The organism is Pseudomonas sp. CAN1, assembly GCF_030462585.1.
In the GTDB taxonomy this organism is placed as follows: Bacteria; Pseudomonadota; Gammaproteobacteria; order Pseudomonadales; family Pseudomonadaceae; genus Pseudomonas.
This window is the reverse complement of the sequence record NZ_JASMRU010000021.1, coordinates 63,983-81,778: the sequence shown is the minus strand read 5'-3', so window position 1 is coordinate 81,778 and position 17,796 is coordinate 63,983. Positions and strand designations below refer to the sequence as shown.

Annotated in this window: 13 protein-coding genes; 2 read left to right on the top strand and 11 right to left on the bottom strand. The window is 66.2% G+C overall.

From position 1 onward, the window contains the following. Positions 1-170: 170 nt before the first annotated feature. From QO207_RS22785 to QO207_RS22770, 4 genes are all read right to left on the bottom strand, one after another. A complete protein-coding gene (locus QO207_RS22785) occupies positions 171-2,327 on the bottom strand; it encodes a bifunctional diguanylate cyclase/phosphodiesterase (protein WP_301534566.1) in 2,157 nt (718 codons plus the stop codon). Further along, complete coding sequence (locus QO207_RS22780; RefSeq protein ID WP_301534565.1) at positions 2,308-6,033, bottom strand: CHASE domain-containing protein; 3,726 nt, start codon at positions 6,031-6,033, stop codon at positions 2,308-2,310. Before QO207_RS22780 ends, QO207_RS22785 begins: the two co-directional genes overlap by 20 nt. 183 nt (positions 6,034-6,216) lie before the next feature. Then, positions 6,217-6,888: an NAD(P)H-binding protein gene (locus QO207_RS22775; protein WP_301534564.1), complete on the bottom strand. Its 672-nt coding sequence runs from the start codon at positions 6,886-6,888 to the stop codon at positions 6,217-6,219. Positions 6,889-6,900: 12 nt separating this feature from the next. Further along, positions 6,901-7,908, bottom strand: a complete 1,008-nt coding sequence (locus QO207_RS22770; RefSeq protein WP_301534563.1) for an AraC family transcriptional regulator — start codon at positions 7,906-7,908, stop codon at positions 6,901-6,903. Positions 7,909-8,280: 372 nt separating this feature from the next. On the opposite strand from QO207_RS22770, the gene QO207_RS22765 reads away from it, so the two are divergent. After that, positions 8,281-9,102, top strand: coding sequence for an SDR family oxidoreductase (locus QO207_RS22765; protein WP_301534562.1), 822 nt, complete (start codon positions 8,281-8,283; stop codon positions 9,100-9,102). Between the two features lie 46 nt (positions 9,103-9,148). Here QO207_RS22765 and QO207_RS22760 read toward each other — a convergent pair whose 3' ends face one another. Then, a complete protein-coding gene (locus tag QO207_RS22760; protein ID WP_301534561.1) occupies positions 9,149-9,340 on the bottom strand; it encodes a hypothetical protein in 192 nt (63 codons plus the stop codon). 219 nt (positions 9,341-9,559) lie between these two features. Then, positions 9,560-10,321: an ABC transporter substrate-binding protein gene (locus tag QO207_RS22755; RefSeq protein ID WP_301534560.1), complete on the bottom strand. Its 762-nt coding sequence runs from the start codon at positions 10,319-10,321 to the stop codon at positions 9,560-9,562. Between the two features lie 269 nt (positions 10,322-10,590). Between QO207_RS22755 and QO207_RS22750 the strand changes: the two genes are divergently transcribed. Further along, entirely contained in the window at positions 10,591-11,751 is a 1,161-nt protein-coding gene (locus QO207_RS22750) for a GGDEF domain-containing protein (RefSeq protein WP_301534559.1), read from the top strand. Positions 11,752-11,775: 24 nt separating this feature from the next. Here the strand turns inward: QO207_RS22750 and QO207_RS22745 are convergent, their stop codons facing one another. The 5 genes from QO207_RS22745 to QO207_RS22725 form a co-directional block, all read right to left on the bottom strand. Next, entirely contained in the window at positions 11,776-12,015 is a 240-nt protein-coding gene (locus QO207_RS22745) for a hypothetical protein (protein WP_301534558.1), read from the bottom strand. 179 nt (positions 12,016-12,194) lie between these two features. Next, a complete protein-coding gene (locus QO207_RS22740) occupies positions 12,195-13,433 on the bottom strand; it encodes an OprD family porin (RefSeq protein ID WP_301534557.1) in 1,239 nt (412 codons plus the stop codon). A 147-nt stretch (positions 13,434-13,580) separates the two neighbouring features. Further along, positions 13,581-15,029 (bottom strand): aldehyde dehydrogenase family protein, encoded by a 1,449-nt coding sequence (locus QO207_RS22735; protein ID WP_301534556.1) that lies wholly within the window; start codon positions 15,027-15,029, stop codon positions 13,581-13,583. Further along, on the bottom strand, positions 15,023-16,192 hold the full coding sequence (locus tag QO207_RS22730) for a serine hydrolase (protein WP_301534555.1): 1,170 nt from the start codon (positions 16,190-16,192) through the stop codon (positions 15,023-15,025). The genes QO207_RS22735 and QO207_RS22730 overlap by 7 nt, the downstream gene beginning before the upstream one ends. Beyond that, positions 16,189-17,793 carry a 5-guanidino-2-oxopentanoate decarboxylase gene (locus tag QO207_RS22725; RefSeq protein WP_301534597.1) on the bottom strand — a complete coding sequence of 535 codons (1,605 nt, stop codon included), beginning with the start codon at positions 17,791-17,793 and terminating at the stop codon, positions 16,189-16,191. The genes QO207_RS22730 and QO207_RS22725 overlap by 4 nt, the downstream gene beginning before the upstream one ends. Positions 17,794-17,796: the final 3 nt, after the last annotated feature.

Here is a 17,796-nt window from a genome sequence, read left to right as displayed (position 1 = left end):
AGCAGCCCCTGGCCGGCGCCCGCTATCAACTCCATGCGCATCCTGTCCCCACATCGCACCGGCGGGCTTGCCCATCCCGCCAGATTCACTGCTGCCAAAGGGAGCGTGTGCCCGAATCGCGTGAACCGGAGCCCGGAAGCCTCTCGCAATTTCCCGGGCCCCTCTCCACCTCAGGGCGTGCGGCTGGGAACGAGGGCCACTTCCGGCAGGGCGCGCCAGTCCACTACCTGAGGAAAGGCCCCGGCCTCGGCCACGGGCAGGCCTGGCGCCACCAGGAAGCCCTGCATGTAGGTGCAGCCATGCTCCAGCAGCCAATCGCGCTGGGCTGCTGTTTCCACACCTTCGGCGATGACTTCCAGGCCCAGGTGGCGGCTGAGGTCGATGATGGTGCTGACCACCGCAGCATCGCGCCGCGATTCCAGCATGTTGGAGATGAACAGGCGGTCGATCTTCAGGGTATCCAGCTCGAAATGGCGCAGGTAGGCCAGGGACGAATAGCCGGTGCCGAAGTCGTCGATGGCGATGCGCACGCCCAGCGCGCGCAGTTGCCGGAGCTGTTCTCGGGTCAGCTCCAGGTCCTGCATCAGCGCGCTTTCGGTGACCTCCACTTCCAGTTGCGCGGGCCGCAGGTTGAAGCTTTCCAGCACCCGCCGCAGGTCTTCCACCAGTTGCGGCATGCCGAACTGCAGCGGGCAGACGTTGAGGCTGACCACCAGGTCGTCGCCGAAGTCCTGCCTCCAGACACTGCACTGGCGGGCCCCTTCCCGCAGCACCCAGTCGCCCAGGCGGTTGATCAGGCGGGTTTCCTCCAGCAGCGGAATGAACACATTGGGCGCCACCGTGCCGGCGGTCCGGTGCTCCCAGCGCAGCAGCGCCTCGAAGCCGCGCAGGCGGCCGCTCTCGAGGTGGATCTGCGGCTGGTAGACCAGGTGAAAGTCGTTGTGCTCGATGGCATTGCGCAAGCTCTCTTCCAGCATCAACCGCGAGCGGGCGCGGCCGTTCATTTCCGGAGAGTAGAAGCGGTACTGCTGGCGGCCGGCGCGCTTGGCCTCGTACATGGCGATATCCGCCGCGCGCAACAGGCCGTCCACGCTCTGTCCGCACTCGGGGAAGCTGGCGATGCCGACGCTGGCGCCGATGGTGACATCGATGCCATCGATGCGGTGGCGTACCGAGACCATCTCGATCAGCTTCTCCGCCACCCGCGCGGCGTCTTCGGGGTGGTCGAGGCTGTCGAGCAGCGCAGTGAACTCGTCGCCGCCCATGCGCGCCAGGGTGTCGTAGGGGCGCAGGCAGTGCTTGAGCTGTTCCGCTACTCGCCGCAGCACGCGGTCGCCGGCCTCATGGCCGAGGGAATCGTTGATCAGCTTGAAGCCGTCCAGGTCCAGGTAGAGCACTGCCATGCGCTTGCCATTGCGCTCGACGCGAGCCAGGGAAGCTTCCAGCGCCTTGTGGAAGCCACGACGGTTGAGCACCCCGGTGAGGGCATCGGTGATGGCCTGGGATTCCAGTTGCGCGTGGAGCTGGTGCACCACCGACATATCCAGGGCGATCACCACCATGGAGCGTTGCAGCCGTGGCAGCGGCGACGACGACAGCGCCACCGGCAGGTGCTCACCGCTCAGGGTCTTGAGACTCGCGTCGTGCAGGCGGTAGGTCTCGTTGCGCTTCCAGTGGCGGTAGAAGTCCGACAACTTCCACTCACCGCTCATCTCCGGGTGGCCAATCAGGTTCAGCAGCGGCTTGCCCACAAGGTCGCCCACCGTGCCCTTGAACATCTGCGCCGAAGCCGGGTTGGCAAAACTGATGAGGCCGTCCTCGCCGACCACCAGGATGCCTTCGGCGGCGTTCTCCAGCACCGAGGCGTTGAAGGCTCGGGCGCTGTCCAGCTGCTGGCTGAGATGCAGCAGGTCGCGCCGGTTGCGTTCATGGGCCAGCAGGGTCTGGATCTTGAGGCGCAGCACCTGCGGGTCGAAGGGCTTGAGGATGAAATCCACCGCCCCGGACGAATAGCCGTGCAGCACGGCATCGTGGGTGTGGGCGATGGCGGAGATGAAGATGATCGGCGTATAGCGGGTCAAGGGGCTGCTGCGCATCAGCCGCGCCACCTCGAAGCCATCCATGCGCGGCATCTGCACATCCAGCAGCACCAGGCCGACCTCCTCTTCCAGCAGGCATTTCAGCGCTGCCTCGCCGGAATCCACGGTCAGCACCTGCCATTCACCGTTGTCCAGCAAGGCTTCCATGGCCACGAGGTTTTCCTGGCGGTCATCCACCACCAGCAGGGTGTTGGCCGCAGGAACCTCCTTAAGCTGCAGGTGCGCCATGGCGTGCTCCCGGTTGTTCCAGCCAGCGGTAAAGCATGTCCAGCAACTCCTGGCGACTCACCGGCTTTGCCAGGTAATCGTCGGCGCCAGCAGTGATGCATTTCTCTCGGTCGCCCTTCATCGCATGGGCGGTCAGGGCGATGATCGGGATACTGCAGCCGTGCTCCTGCTTGAGCACGCGGGTGGCGGTGTAGCCGTCCATGTTGGGCATCGCCATGTCCATCAGGATCAGGTCGAAGGGTTCGCGCTGGAAGCAGTCGATGGCTTCCAGGCCGTCGCGGGCGGCGGTGACCTTGATGCCGGTTTCATCGAGCAGGGCGCTGAGGGCGTAGATGTTGCGCACATCATCGTCCACCAGCAGTACGCGGCTGCCTGCCAGCGGGTCCGAGCCCTGGCTGGCCTGCGCCTCGCGCAGGCCGGCGAGGAATCCTTCGACCGCCGAGCTGAGGTTCTTGAGGTCCTCGCCGGCCTTGCGCACCACCACCGCCGAATAGCGGCGCAAGCGTTGCAGGTTCTGCTGGTTGACGTCGACGCCGGTGTTGATGACCACCCGCGAACCCTCCAGCGGGCGTTCGCGGTGAAGGCTGTCGAGCAGCTCGAAGCCATCCTGGTCAGGCAGGTCGAGATCGATGACCAGGGCGGCGAAGTGGTTTTCCGCGTAGGCCTTGCGGGCGCCCTCGCCGTTGGCACTGGCCACCACCTGGAAGCCAAGATGCTCCAGGTGCTCGCGGTAGTGCTCACGCTCCACGTCGACGTCCTCCACCAGCAGCAGCTTGCGCTCCGCCGGCGGACGAACGCCTTCCAGGTCCTGGAACACTTGCTCCAGGTCCTCGCGGGCGATGGGTTTGACCAGGTAGCGGGTGGCGTCCTCGTGCCAGTCCTGGGGCTGGGGCACGCAGGAAATGATATTCACCGGGGTCGTGCGGTGGTTCGAATGGCTGCGCAACTTCCGGTAGATCTGCCAGCCACTGACGTCCGGCAGCAGGATGTCGAGGATGACGGCAGCGAAGCGCTCGTTCTGCAGCAAGGCAATGGCCTGCTTGCCGCTGCGGCAGTGGACGCTGGAGAAACCACGGGCCTGGGCTTCCTCGGCTATCACCGAGGCGAAGTTGACGTCGTCTTCGACGATCAGCACCGCCGGTCCATGCCCGCCCCGCACCGGTTGTGCGGGTGGCTCATCGGCATCGGGCTGGCTCGCGGCCACGGCCACCGGCAGGCGCACGCTGAAGCACGAGCCCTGCCCCGGCACGCTTTCCAGGGTGATGGTGCCGTCCAGGGCGAGCACCAACTGGCGGGTGATCGCCAGGCCCAGGCCGGTGCCGCCGAAGCGCCGGCTGGTGGAACCATCGATTTGCTGGAAGGCCTGGAAGATGCGCTCGTGCTGGTCCTCGGGGATTCCGACACCGGTATCGCGGACGACGAAGCACAGCACTTCGCGCTCATCGATCGCCGCCGCCGGGTCCAGCTCCACGGACAGCTCGACCTCGCCGTGCTCGGTGAACTTGAGAGCGTTGGACAGCAGGTTGCGCAGGATCTGGTGCATGCGTACCCGGTCGCTATGGATAACCCTGGGCACGCCGGCCTGGATGTGGGTGGACAGGCGCAGGCCCTTGATCTCGGCCATGGGCCGCAGGCTGCCGTCCAGCTCGGCGAGCATGTCCTGCACGTTGAGGGGTTCCAGCTTGAGCTGCATGCGCCCTGCTTCAACCTTGGCCAGGTCGAGCACGTCGTTGATCAATTGCAGCAGGTCACTGCCGGCACGGTGGACGATATCGGCGTGGCGGGCCTGTTTCTCGGTCAGGTTGCCGGCCATGTTCTGCCGTAGCTGATCGCTGAGGATCAGGATGCTGTTCAGCGGCGTGCGCAGCTCATGGGACATGTTGGCGAGGAATTCCGACTTGTAGCGGTTGGCCAGCATCAGTTGCTCGGCCTGGTCACGCAGGCGCTGCTCGGCGGCCTTGCGCTCGCTGATGTCGATGATCACCGCCTGCACCAGCAGCTCGCGGCCGGCGCGGATCGGCGACAGGCCCACCTCCATGGGAATCATGCGGCCGTCCCTGTGCATGCCGAACAACTCCCGGTTGCTGCCCATGCGCCGCTGCTCGGGCTTGCGCTGGAAGTCTTCGCGCATCGCCACGTGGGCCTCGCGCAGGGCTTCGGGCAGGAGCATTTCCACGGACGCTTCGAGCAGGTCGTGACGGCTGTAACCGAACAGCCGCTCGGTCTGGCGATTGACCATGGCAATCCGGCCGCCGGCATCCACCAGAACGATGGCGTTGGGCGAGGCTTCGACCACCAGGCGGAAGCGCTCCTCGGCGCTCTTGCGCGCCTGCAGGTCCACCAGGTTGAGCAGGTAACGCTGGTCATTGCCGTGCTTGAAGGTGCTCAGGCTGAAAGCCACGGCAACTCGCTCGCCATCCTCCTGCAGGGCCTCGATCTCCGTGAGGTCGGCGGGAGCCTGCCGGGCCGATTGCTGCGGCAGGTCCACCAGGCTCGGCAGGAACCGGCGCAGGTTCTGCCCCACCAGGCTATCCGCGCCACAGGCGAACAGCTCTCCAGCGCGGGCATTGGCCATCTCGATGCGGCCATTCTCCCCGCAGGTCAGCGTGGCCACCGGCAGGTGCTGCAGCAGCAGGCGGAAACGCTCCTCGCGCTCGGCCAATGCGGCCGTCGCGGACAGGCTGAGTTGCAGACTGCGCTCGCGCTGGTAGAGGTAGCCCCCGATCAACAGGGACAGCAACAGCGCAGCCGCCAGGCCGGTCCAGAGGCTGAAGGTGATGCGGTTGTTGCTCTGCATGGCCTCGTATTCGGCCGTGCTGCCTACCCCCAGGACCCAGGTGCGGCCGAACAGCTTCAGCTCCTCGTCCTGGAGGAAGCGTGGCTGGCGACCTTGGCCGGAGACCTGCAGCATGGCCTCAGAACTGCCGACGTCCCTGAGATCGATGCTGTAGAGGTCGCTCTGCGCCCCCAGGATGCCGGCCATCAGGTCGCTGACGCGGAAAGCCCCGCAGACCATGCCCAGCAGTGCGGCGCGGCGCTCCTCGGCCGAAGTGCTGGGCGCGTCCGGGCGGTAGACCGGCATATAGAGAAGCACACCGCTCTGCGCTTGCTGCTCGGTTTCCTGCCTGAGTTTCAGCGGCCCGGTGAGGCTCGCCTCGCCGGTTTCCCGCGCGCGGTCGATAGCCTCCCGGCGTACCGGCTCGGTGAGCATGTCAAAACCCAGGCTACGGCGATTCCGCCAGTCCATGGGGCTGCTGTACTGCACCACCAGGTACTCGTCCCGCGGCTGCGCTGGGGTAATGCGGAAATCACGGCGCCCCTGCTCCCAGATCTCGCTGACGAACTCGTTGGCTTCTTCGCGCTTCAGGTAGCGCGCCCACGCCAGCGCCTGGATGCCCGGATAACGGTCCTGCAACTGCAACTGGTCAGTGGCACGTGCCCACTCCTCGGCCGACACCGCGTTGGTGCCGACGATCAGGCCGGACATACCGCGCAGGACCATTTCGTAGGAGCGCATCCGGCTGCTGACGCGATAGGCGATTTCCTCGGCCTCGAGCTTGAAGCGCTGCTCGTACTCGGCACGGTTGCGCGCTTCCAGAGCCAGCCACTGCCAGAGCACCAGCCCGCCGAAAACCAGCATCAGGGCGAGCGTGACCAGCAACGGCAGCAGGTACTGACGGGAATGCGAGAAATGACGTACGTCCATGTACTCTCCTGTCCCTTCCATGGGAGCCGCACCTCAGGGGATGTGGGAAAGCGGCCACGGCAGGGATCGATATAACCCTGCGTCGCAGTCTAGACAGGAATGTAGGAACTGGCGTTGAGCCAGCATTCGGGCGACGAGTGGCAGGAGCGAAAAAAACCTGCGTGGCGTATCCCGGAGTTCGGCTCAGTGCTGCTCACCCAGCCTGGCGAGCACATTGGACGCCAGCACGACCACGCCGTCAGCCTGCGGCACCGTCCTGACCAGTGCCTGCGCGACGGCCCGCGCGTAGACAGGGCGATAAACGCCAGGCAACAGCGGCGCCAGCAGCTTCCCAATCGGGATTGCCAGCTTCTCGCCCAGGCGCGGAGGTTGCTGCAGCCCATCCCGGTGGTCCAGCAACAGCGAGGGTTGCGCGATCACCAGCGCGGTCAGCTGCATGGCCTTCAACGCACTCTCCAGTTCGCCCTTGACGCGGTTGTAGAACACGGAAGAGTCGGCATTGGCCCCCACGGCGCTGACCAGCCCCACTCGCCGGGCTCCCACGGCGAAAGCGGCCCTGGCCACGGCAAGATTGGCATCGAGGTCGACAGCGCGGAACGCTGTCTGGCTGCCGGCGACCTTGATCGTGGTGCCAAGTGCCAGATACACCTCGTTGACCTGCGGTAGCTCGGGCAAGTCGCTGAAATCGACGAGGTGAACCTGGAGCCTGGGGTGGCTGACACTCAATGGTCGACGGCTCAGGGCATGCACCTGGGAGACGGAGCTGTCCGCCAGCAAAGCCTGCAGCATCAGGCCTCCCACCAGCCCTGTTGCGCCGGCCAGCAGCACTTTGCGTTGATCGTCAGGCGTGGTCACGTTCGTGGCTCCTCAACTCAGGTGCAGGGCATGTCGGGCGCTGTCAGGCGTCTGCGCGGTCCAGTCCTGAAATGCGCGATAGAAGGAATTGGGGTCTTCGAAGCCGAGCAGGAAGGCAATCTCCCCGCCCGACATGCTGGTGTTTCCCAGATAGTGGCGCGCCAGGCTTTCGCGAGTGGCATTGACCAGGGCGCGAAAGCTTTCCCCCTCGCCCTCGAGGCGACGCTGCAGCGTACGCTTGCTCATGCCAAGGCGCACGGCGGCCTTCTCGATGGTCGCGGCGTTACCTGGGAGCAGCTCCAGCAGCACCGCGCGTACCCGCTCCGCCGTCGTGGCTGCCGAATCGAGCTCGCTGAGTCGGCGGCGCAGGTCCGGCTCGAACACCCGCCACATGCCTTCGTTGAGCGTCAGAAATGGGCGCAGGGCGTCCACCGCCGCGAAGCTGATGCTCGGGTTCGCCCCCTGCCGGACGGGGCTGCCGAAGAAGTTCTCGTAACGCCGGGCATGGGCGCTGGACGGAAGTTTCGGCAGCGCTACCCGAAGCGCCGTGACCGGCTCACGGGTCGCCAGCCGGGCCAGTCGGAGGAAAAACGCGATCTCGGCCACCTGCAACGAAGACGGCACTTCGCCCTGCACGGACAGCCAGTGGGGCGTCAGCGTCAGCTCGCCGTCTTTGCCGATATCTACCTCCAGGCGCATGGGTGCCACCAGCTGCTTGTACTTGGCGAGGCGTTGCACGGCCTGCATGAGATTGGCGCTGCACAGGGCGGCGAACAGGGGCGGATCGAAAGACTCGGCAGAGAGGGTCTCGACCAGACGCAACGAGAACAGGGCGTCGCCGGCTTCGGCCTCCAGCGCACACCAGAAACGGAAATAGTCCTCCGTGGACAGGCCGGGAGCTCCACGGGTCAGCAAGTCATCGGGAAGGCCGGCGCGGCGCAATACATGGCCAGGCTGCAGGCCCAGATCCTTCAGCAGGGTCTGCCAACCGAGGTTCATCGGGAAGGTCTTGCTTTGCACCGTCGGAACTCCATCGCCACTCAATGGGGAGTCATACCCTCCCCGCCCAGACGCACAGGAGTATAGAGAAATGGAGGGCATTTTCTCATGCAGAGTGCGCCAGCCGGACGGCGAACGGCGCCACTGCCGGAGCCGTGCGTTTCGGCTGCGATTGGCGCCGTTTCCCTGAGTGATGGCGTGGATTGCTAGAGCCCTGTCACCGGCCACTTCCTAGAGTGAGCGGCACAACAGCACCCTGCGACGGGACGCAGTCCCTGCCGAGAGCTGTTCAGCCAACTGGCCAACCCGGATGAGCCCTACCTGCCCGACAGGGACACCCTCCGCAGCGGCCCTCGCACGAACGACGAGCCTGCGTGCTCGAGGAGAAGCGCCATGACCCAACAGACCATTCTCATCACCGGCTGCAGCAGCGGCATCGGCCGTACGACGGCCAGGTACTTCCAGGAGCGCGGCTGGAACGTCGTGGCAACGGTGCGCTCGAACCCGGAAGCAGACCAGGAGCTCAATGCGCTCGACAATGTGCTGGTCACCCGACTCGACGTCATCCGCAAGGACAGCATCGACGCCGCGATCGCCGCCGGGATCGAGCGTTTCGGCCGCATCGACGTCCTGCTCAACAATGCCGGGTATGGCTCCTACGGGCTGCTGGAGGCGACACCCGAGCACAAGATGCGCCGGCAGTACGAGGTCAATGTCATCGGCACGCTGCTGGTAATGCAATCGATCCTTCCGCACTTCCGCCAGCGCGGCGACGGCCTGATCATCAACATCTCGTCCATGGGCGGAAAGATCACCTTCCCGCTCGGCACGCTGTACCACGGCTCGAAGTTCGCCGTCGAAGGAATGACCGAAGCGCTCTCCTATGAGCTGGCGTCGATCGGGGTGACCGTCAAGCTGGTCGAGCCGGGCGTCATCAACACCAATTTTTCCACGACCTCGTTCGACCTGAACCTCGACGCCAGCCTGACCGAGTACAACGCCTTTGTCGAAACGGTCACGGGCGCATTCGGCAGTATCGCCGCGCGCGGGTCGGAGCCGATGGTCGTGGCGGATACCGTGTGGCAGGCAGCTACCGATGGGACCCGTCAACTTCGCTATATCGCCGGCGATGACGCCAGGCAGATCATTGCCGCACGCCAGCAAATGAGCGATCCCGAGTACCTCGCGCTGATGCGCAGCCAGATGGGGCTCTGACAGGCCGATTGCCGGGAGCAGGCTCCCTGCGCCAGCACGCTGCCGATCACTGGCTGCGGGCGTTTTCCAGGGCCTGCTTCTCGGCAGCGGCGGTAATCGCCGCCTGACGATTCTGCTCGGCCACATAACAGGCATCGCGGCTGACGCCCTGTGCCACGCAGTTGGACATCCGCTGTGCGGGGCTGGAGCAGCCAGCCAGGAGCAAGGCGGCGAAAGTGACGGCGAATACGGCGCGCATGATGCAGCCCTCTTGGGTCGGTCAACAGGCAAGGAAGTCGAAAGCTCGAAGGGAGGTGGGCTCCCTTGACGACAGTATTGGCCTGCACCCGAGGGGCGAATACGCGAAATCCAGTCACCGCCTGTAGGAAAATGATTACACGCCGGGACGATCACGCAAGAGTTCGAGAGGCAGCATGAGCCCAGTGTTCAGCCGATCCACGCCACGCCTGATCCTCGCCTATTGCACCCGCGGATGCTCGTACTGCTGCTGGATACGCGCCAGCTCGCCGGACTCGCGCAATTGCTCCAGCGCACGGTTCCAGGCGGCGACTTTCCCATCGTCGCTGTCGCGGCTGAAGGCGATGTAGAGCGAGGAGCGATACAGCTCGACGGGAATCTGCCGCAGGGTGCCGGGGGCCAGGCCCAGCTGGCGGCTGTAGTAGGCGACGCCGGCGTCGGTGTCGCCGGCGATGATCTCGGTGCGCCCGGCCAGCAGCATGAGGTAGAGCTGCGGGCTGCCGGTGGCGCGCTTGTCGAGATTGTCAAAACCCTGGGCCTGCAGCACGTCCGGCAGCAGCCCGGCATGCCGGGTGGTGATGCGCGAGGCAGCGTGCAGCTCGGCCAGGGTGTTCAGCCAACGGGGCGAGTTGGCCAGTTGGTAGGGATGGATCGACTCCTCGACGATCGGCCCCACCCACTTGTACAGCGGCTCGCGCTCGGCGGTGCGGAACATGGAAAACATGATGGTCTTCGACTGCGACTGCAGCGCGCGGCTGGTACGCATGCTGGGCAGCAGCTCGATCGCGAAATCGTCACCGGTGCGCTGCATGATGGCCTTGACGATGTCCGTCGCCATCCCGGTCAGCTGGTTGTTCTCGACGTAGTTGTACGGCGCCCATTCCTCGGTCACCAGCCGATAATCACCGGCCCATGCCCACGGACTGAGCAGTGAACCGAGCAAGGTGCAGAGCAACGCAGCGCTGAGAATCGATGGTTTCACGTCGCTCGCTTGGCAGGAGTGATCGTCCGTCGGGACTTGGCGCGCCCCATGGCGCAGGCGGATCGGCTTGAAAATCATAGTACTGGCGTCCTTGCACTGCCAACGGCAACCTCGCGGGTGGATTGCCTTTGCGTGGCACATAGGGTTAGTTTTCCCGACCCCCGAATAATTCCATCGAGTAAGCTGGATGCAGCCCGCCGTCAGGCGCGCGCGTCCACCACTCGGCCAGTGCTCGGCTCCCTTTGCAGTTCCCTCACTGACGCGAAACCATGATCACCACCGTCATCCTCAGCATGCTCTGCGTGCACCTGCTGTGTTTCTGCGTCATGTTCCTGCTGATCAGCACCCGGCTGAACGGCCGGAAGATGGGCATGGAAGTCTTCGCCCTGGGCAACTTCCTGCTCGGCCTCGCCTACATCCTGCAGCTGCTGGGCGGCCCGGCGAATGGCGGGGTGATGAGCATCGCCAACCATACGATGACGCTCTGCGCACCGGTCGCCTATGTGCTGGGCGCCATGCGCTTCTTCAATCGCCCGACCTCGGTGTGGCGGCCGTTGCTGACGCTGGCGGCCGTCTACACGGCGCTGCAGGTAGCCGTGCAGGCGACCCTCGGAATCGAAGCGCGGCATGCCTTGCTGGCGGGGTCCTGCGCCCTGCTCTTCCTGCTCATGACCCTGGCGGTGCTGTATGCCCGGGGCACCGTGGCGAAAGACCTGCGCGTCGAGATGATCGTGTTCGCCGTGCTGATCGGCGGCATCGGCGTGCTGAATGCGGCCAAGTTCGTGATGATCGTCCAGGGTGGGCTGGCGGCGCTGGACATGAACAGCGGCTTCCAGAAGGTCTTCTACATCTACATGTCGTTCCTCGGCACCGTGCTGCCGCCCTGCGCGGTCTGGCTGGTGCTGCGCCGCCTGACCGACGAGCTGCGCACCATGGCCGCCCACGACCCGCTCACCCATCTGCTGAATCGCCGCGGGCTGACCGAAGGGCTGGATGCGCACTTCCGCACGCGGCTGGCCGAGCCGGCCTACCTGCTGATTGTCGATATCGATCACTTCAAGCGGATCAACGACACCCATGGCCACAAGGTCGGCGACCTGGTGCTGAGTCACGTGGCGGAAGTCCTCAAGGCCACCGCGCGCAAGGGCGACCTGACGTGCCGACTGGGCGGCGAGGAATTCCTGCTCATCGCCCTCAACACCGACCGCACCGGCGCCATGCAACTGGCGGAACGGGTGCGCGCGGCCATCGAGCACAGTGCGGTGCCGGGCATCGGCCTGAACCAGCCGATCCAGTGCACCGTCACCGTCGGCGTCTCGGATGCCTTCACCAGCACCCACGCGCTGGACGAATACCTGCAGCACGCGGACGCCGCGCTGTACCGCGGCAAGACCGCCGGGCGCAATCGCGTCGAGTGCGCTTATGACTGACGGCGCGCGCAGGCGCCGGGCGTCCTAGCGGGGCCTGAGGCGCCGCGACACCAGCAGCATGTCGAGCATCGGCAGCTTGCCCAGGTGCCGATAGCTTTTCACCCAGCGCTGCATCATCGGCACGTCGAACGTCCCGGTCTTCTCGCCCAGGCGGCGCGCGGCGGCATGGGAAATTCGATATGCCCCGCAATACGGGCACTCGACCTGGAGATGTTCCTCGACCTCGATTTCGCGGGCATCCGCCTCGCAGATATAGCATTCCATTGCCGGTCTCTTTGCACGGCTGTTCGCCGACTGTGGACCCTAGCCCAGCAAGTATCAATTTGCCACTACACCTTGGTAGCGCAGCCTTCATCCCCTAGCGGCTGGCAGTCCCGGCGCACCTGCCCGGCAAAAAAACGGCCCCGCAGGGCCGTTGAATACCAAAGGAAGGAGCGGTTGGATCAGAAGATGTTCAGCGGGTAGTCCATGATCAGGCGGGTTTCGTCGAGGTCGCTGTCCAGTGCGGCCGAGACGTTCTTCGCATGCCGCACCTGGAACGCCAGGCCCTTGGCCGCGCCACTCTGGATCACGTAGCGCAGCGATTCGTTGCGCTCCCATTCCTTGCCGTCGCTGGTGATGCCGTTGTCGATGTTGTCGCCACGGATGTAGCGGATCATGAAGGTCAGGCCGGGAATGCCGTAGCCGGCGAAGTCGAGGTCGTAGCGCGCCTGCCAGGAGGTCTCGTCCTTGGCGTTGAAGTCCGAGTACTGCWCCGAGTTGCCGAAGTCGTAGACCGCGCCGCCGTCGGCGCCGTACACGTAGCCGGTGTCGCCGCTGTTGCGCTGGTAGCCGAGCAGGAACTGGTGCGCGCCCAGGGCGTAGGCCGCGGTGAGGCTCCAGATGGTGTTGTCGACGTAGCCGCTGAGCTCCTGGCCCTGGCTCTTGCTGCGGTAGATGTTGAAGTCGTAGGTGAGCTTCTGGCCTTCGACGATGGGCTGCACCAGGTTGAGGTTGGCGTACTTCTTCTTGAAGTTGTCCTCGATGTCGGAGAAGTACAGCGAGCCGCTGAAGTTGTCGGTGAACTGGTAGCTGCCGCCCACCGCGTCGGCCTGCTTGAGGTTCTTGCTGTCCTCGCCGGACTTGAACTGCGAGCTGAGCGCGGTGATGTGCGCAGCGTTCAGTTCCAGGCCTTCGATCTCGTTGCTGGTGATCAGCAGGCCGCGCGCGGTTTCCGGCAGCAGCCGGCCGGGGTCGGTGGCCAGCACCGGCAGGCTGAGGAACTGCGTGCCGTACTTGATCACGGTGTTGCTGACCCGCACCTTCACCGCGGCGCCGCCCTTGGAGAAGCTGTCCTCGGTGCGGCCGTCGCTGTCCTTGGGATAGGACGCCGAGGCGTTGTGCCCGCGGCCGCTGTCGAACTTGATGCCGGTGAGGGTCAGCGCGTCGATGCCGAAGCCCACGGTGCCCTGAGTGAAGCCGGAGTGGAACTGGGTGGTGATGGCCTGGCCGAAGTCGGCGCTGTAGCTGCTGCTGGCATCCTTGTTGTGCCAGTCGCGGTTGAAGTACAGGGTCCGGGCGAACAGGTCCAGGTGGCTGTCCTCGACGAAGCCCTGGCTGTCAGCCTGGCTTCCCAGGGCCAGGCTGCTGAGGAGCGGGAGGCCGAAGAGAACAGCACGCTTGCAATGTTTCAGAGTGTCCATGATTTACCTATGCGCATAGCTTGGTTGGCTTTTTTATTGGCAGCCGGAATCCCGGCCGGGCTAACAGCAGGCAAGAGGAGGACGCGACGGTCGTTTTCACGACCGCCTCGGGTTCTTGTTGTTATGGGGTACTAGCGGTCGAGGGGATCAGGTGACGCCGACGATCCCCTTGATTTCGGTGAAATCATCCAGCCCGTATTCGCCGTACTCGCGGCCGTTGCCGGACTGGCCGACACCACCGAAAGGCGCATAGGGGTCCCACTGCGGGTAGTTGAGGTAGACGTTGCCGGCGTGCAGCCGCGCGGCCAGTTGCCGGGCCAGCGCAGGATCGGCGCACTGCACGTAGGCGGCCAGGCCGTAGGGGCTGTCGTTGGCCAGTGCAACGGCTTCGTCCAGATGGTCATAGGGCTGCAGGGTGAGCACCGGGCCGAAGACTTCCTCGCGAGCGATACGCGGGTTGCCCTCGCGGCAGGCGAACACGGTCGGGCGCACGAAGTAGCCTTCGGCCAGATCAGCGGGCCGCCCCGCCCCGCCGCAGACCAGTTCGACGCCCTCTTCCAGTGCGGACTCGATCAGCCCCTGGATGCGCGCGAACTGCGCCTGATTGACCACCGGGCCGAGGTCAACGCCCTCCGCATCCGCCGGGCCGACGCGCAAGGCCAGCGCGGCTTCGCGGGCAACCGCCAGCGCCGCATCGAAATGCTTGCGCGGTACCAGCATGCGCGTGGGTGCGTTGCACGACTGGCCGCTGTTGTCGAAGCACTCGCGCACGCCCTGGGCAACGGCCTGCTGCAGGTCGACGCCGTCGACCAGGATATTCGCCGACTTGCCGCCCAGCTCCTGGTGCACGCGTTTCACCGATGCCGATGCGGCCTGTGCCACGAGAACGCCCGCGCGGGTCGAGCCGGTGATGGAGATCATCGCCACGTCCGGGTGCCGGGCCAAGGCCTCGCCCACCGTCGGGCCGTCACCGTTCACCAGGTTGAACACGCCGGCCGGCACACCCGCCTCGTCCAGCACTTCGGCGAGCAGCAGCGCGTTGAACGGCGCGACTTCGCTGGGCTTGAGCACCATGCTGCAGCCGGCCGCCAGGGCCGGCACCACCTTGCAGAGAATCTGGTTCAGCGGCCAGTTCCACGGCGTGATCATGCCGACCACGCCAACCGCTTCGCGCACCACCTCGGTCGCACCACGACGGCGAACGAAACGGTAATCGGCCAGCACATCGAGCATCACCTCGATGTGGGCGGCGCCGCTGGCGACCTGGTTGTCCAGGGCCATGCCCAGCGGCGCGCCCATCTCCCGGCTGAGCACCGCGGCCAGTTGCGGGGCGCGGCGCTGGTAGACCTCGAGGATGCGCCGCAGCAGCGCCAGGCGCTCCTCGCGGCTGCTCGCCGCCCAGGCCGGCAAGGCGCGGCGCGCGGCCTGCACGGCCTGCTCGACGTCCTGCTGATTGCCCATCGCAATCTCGCCCAGTGGCAGCTCGGTGGACGGGTCGATCACCGTCTGCCGCAGCCGCTCGGACGCCGCCTGCCAGCGCCCATCGATGTAGAAGCTCAGCCGCCGGCCGGCTTCGGGCAGGTGCGGATTCAGCACTTGGCCACCTCCCGGCTCAGGGCACGGAACAGGGCGATGTTCAGGGCATCGAGGTCGTCGTCGGCGGGGATCGCCTGGGACGACTGCTTGGCGATCACCACGCCGCGCGCCGGGTCGATCCAGATCCATTGCCCATGGATACCGATGGCGCAGAACACGCCGTTGTCGGCACCGGTCGGCGAGTACCACTGGCTGCGGTAGCGCGCCTCGGGGAACAGGTCGGTCATATCACCGCGCGCCCAAGCCTGGGGGTCGCCGGCGCTGCGAATGTCCTGCACCCACTGCGCGGGGATCACCTGTTGCTCGCCGTGGCGCCCTTCCTTGCGCATCAGCTCGCCGAAGCGCGCCATGTCACCCAGGGTGCAGCAGATGCCGCCGGCGGTACGCGCCGCGCCCTGCTTGTCGAGGGTGATCTGCGCCATGTCCTGCGCGCCCATGGGCTGCCACAGGTGGCGCTCGATCAGCTCGGCCACCGGCGCGCCGCCGGCCACTTCCAGCAGGCGCCCGAGCAGGTCGCTGTTGGGCGAGACATAGTGGAAGCGCTGGCCGTGCTCGCCCTCGCCACGCGGCAGGCCGCTGACGAAGTCGATCAGGCCGACGCTGCCGTCCACCAGACCCGGCGGGTTCCAGGCCATGGCCACGCGGTAGCGCGCCACGTCGCCGAGCGGGTCGAGGTAGTCCTCGACGAAGCGGATCGCCACGCTCATGTCCAGCACGTGGCGCACGCTGCAGTCGGCATAGGCGGAACCGGCCGGTAACGGCAGGTAGGCCGATACCGGTTTCTCCGGGTCGAGCAGGCCCTGCTCCACCAGCACGCCGGCCAGCGCACCGGTGATCGACTTGCTCACCGAGAACACGATGTGCCGGCAAGCCGGGGTCTGGCCGTGGCCGAAATAACTGCCGAGCACCAGACCGTGGCGCAGCACCATCAGGCCGTCGGTGTCGCCTTCGCGCAGGGCTTCATCGACGCTCCAGGAGCGCCAGTGGTGATCGAAGCGGATCGCCTGCAGGTCCAGTGCTGCTGCATCCTCCGGCAGCGCCAGGGGCGCAGCGGAAGGGAGCATGGCGGCGCAGGTCACCAGTTCGTCGACGTGGCGGAAGGCATGGTGGCTGTACGGCACCGTGCGCCAGTTGTCGAGGCGGACGTCGTCTGCCCCGCTCATGGCCGCACGCTCAGGAACGGCGCGCTTTCACGCACCTCGATCACGGTCGGGCCGTCGGCAGTATGCGCCGCGCGGACGGCAGCGATCAGCGCTTCGAGGCTGTCCGGGCTGGCGGTGTGGCAGCCGTAGGCGCGGGCGATGCCGAGGAAGTCCGGGTTGTGCTGGTTGACGCCGATGGTGGGGATGTCGCGGGAGATCATGCCGTCGCGAATCTGCGCCAGGCTGTCGTTGTTCCACAGAATCACCGCCATCGGCAGGCGGTTTTCCACCGCGGTGCCCAGCTCCTGCAGGGTGAACTGGAAGCCGCCGTCACCCACCATCACCATCACCGGCAGGTGCGGCGCGGCGATCTTTCCGCCGATGGCCGCCGGCAGCGCGTAGCCGAGGGTGCCGTAGCCGGCCGGGAAGAACCACTGGCGCGGCCGCTCGCAGGGGTAGAAGGCATAGCCGGTATAGGCCAGCTGGGTCATGTCGGCGAACACCACGCCGTCTTCGGGCATGGCTTCGCGCAGCGCCGCCAGTACTTCCAGGTGCTGCTGCTCGATGGGGCGCAGGGCAGCGCGCTCGGCAGCACGCACGGTGGCGATCTCGTCTTCGCCGATGCCTTCGCCACGGAAGTCTTCGGCAACCAACGTATCGAGGATGGCCTGCACCGCCAGGGCCGCATCGGCCTGGATGGCAACGGCGGTGTCGTAGTCGCGCACCAGGGTTTCCGGGTCGATATCGATGCGGATCATCGGCCCGCCCATGGGCAGGATGCCCTGCAGCCAGTGGTCCGGTTCGGCCAGCTCGGTGCCGACGCAGAGCACCACGTCGGCGCCGGCAATCAGCGCCTGGGTAGCCTCGCGGTCGATGGTGGCTTCGAGAATGCGCGGGTGGCTGTCGGGCAACACGCCCTTGCCGGCAATGGTCGGCACCACGGCGGCGCCGAGGATTTCGGCCAGCTGGCGCAGTGCATCGGCAGCGCCCAGGCTGCCGCCACCGGCGATGATCAGCGGGCGGCGCCCGGCCTTCAGCAGCGTCACGGCTTCGGCCACGGCGCCGGCATCGGCGGCCAGGCGCTGGCGCACACGACGGCGCTGTACCGGGTCGGCATCGATCTGCTTGAACACATCCAGCGGAATCGACAGGTGCACCGGGCGCGGCCGCTCGCTTTCGAACAGCGCGAAGGCGCGGGCAACGTATTCGCGCACCTGGATCGGGTCGTTGGCGATGGCCGAGAAGGCGGTCAGCGGTTCGGTGATGCGCGACTGGTCGGTGACCTCGTGCAGGCGGCCACGGCCCATGCCGGCGTCGGTAGTGGCGCCGACACTGGTGATCATCAGTACCGGCACGCTGTCGGAGTAGGCCTGGCCGATGGGGGTGGCGGCGTTGGTCACGCCCGGCCCGCTGATCACCAGGCACACGCCGGGCTTGCCGGACACCCGCGCATAGCCGTCGGCCATGAACCCGGCGCCCTGCTCGTGGCGCACGCCGATGTGGCGGATGCCGGCCGCGTTCATCCCGCGGTAGGCTTCCAGGGTGTGCACGCCGGGCATCCCGAACACCGTGTCGATGTCGTAGGCGCGCAGCAGATGCATGAGTTTGCTTCCGCAGGACATGGA

What these genes read in the sequence shown, in the direction of transcription:
- QO207_RS22785 (WP_301534566.1), bottom strand. Translation starts at nt 2,327, where the DNA reads ATGGCGCACCTGCAGCTTAAGGAGGTTCCTGCGGCCAACACCCTGCTG.
- QO207_RS22780 (WP_301534565.1), bottom strand. Translation starts at nt 6,033, where the DNA reads ATGGACGTACGTCATTTCTCGCATTCCCGTCAGTACCTGCTGCCGTTG.
- QO207_RS22765 (WP_301534562.1), top strand. Translation starts at nt 8,281, where the DNA reads ATGACCCAACAGACCATTCTCATCACCGGCTGCAGCAGCGGCATCGGC.
- QO207_RS22760 (WP_301534561.1), bottom strand. Translation starts at nt 9,340, where the DNA reads ATGCGCGCCGTATTCGCCGTCACTTTCGCCGCCTTGCTCCTGGCTGGC.
- QO207_RS22750 (WP_301534559.1), top strand. Translation starts at nt 10,591, where the DNA reads ATGATCACCACCGTCATCCTCAGCATGCTCTGCGTGCACCTGCTGTGT.
- QO207_RS22745 (WP_301534558.1), bottom strand. Translation starts at nt 12,015, where the DNA reads ATGGAATGCTATATCTGCGAGGCGGATGCCCGCGAAATCGAGGTCGAG.
- QO207_RS22730 (WP_301534555.1), bottom strand. Translation starts at nt 16,192, where the DNA reads ATGAGCGGGGCAGACGACGTCCGCCTCGACAACTGGCGCACGGTGCCG.
- QO207_RS22725 (WP_301534597.1), bottom strand. Translation starts at nt 17,793, where the DNA reads ATGTCCTGCGGAAGCAAACTCATGCATCTGCTGCGCGCCTACGACATC.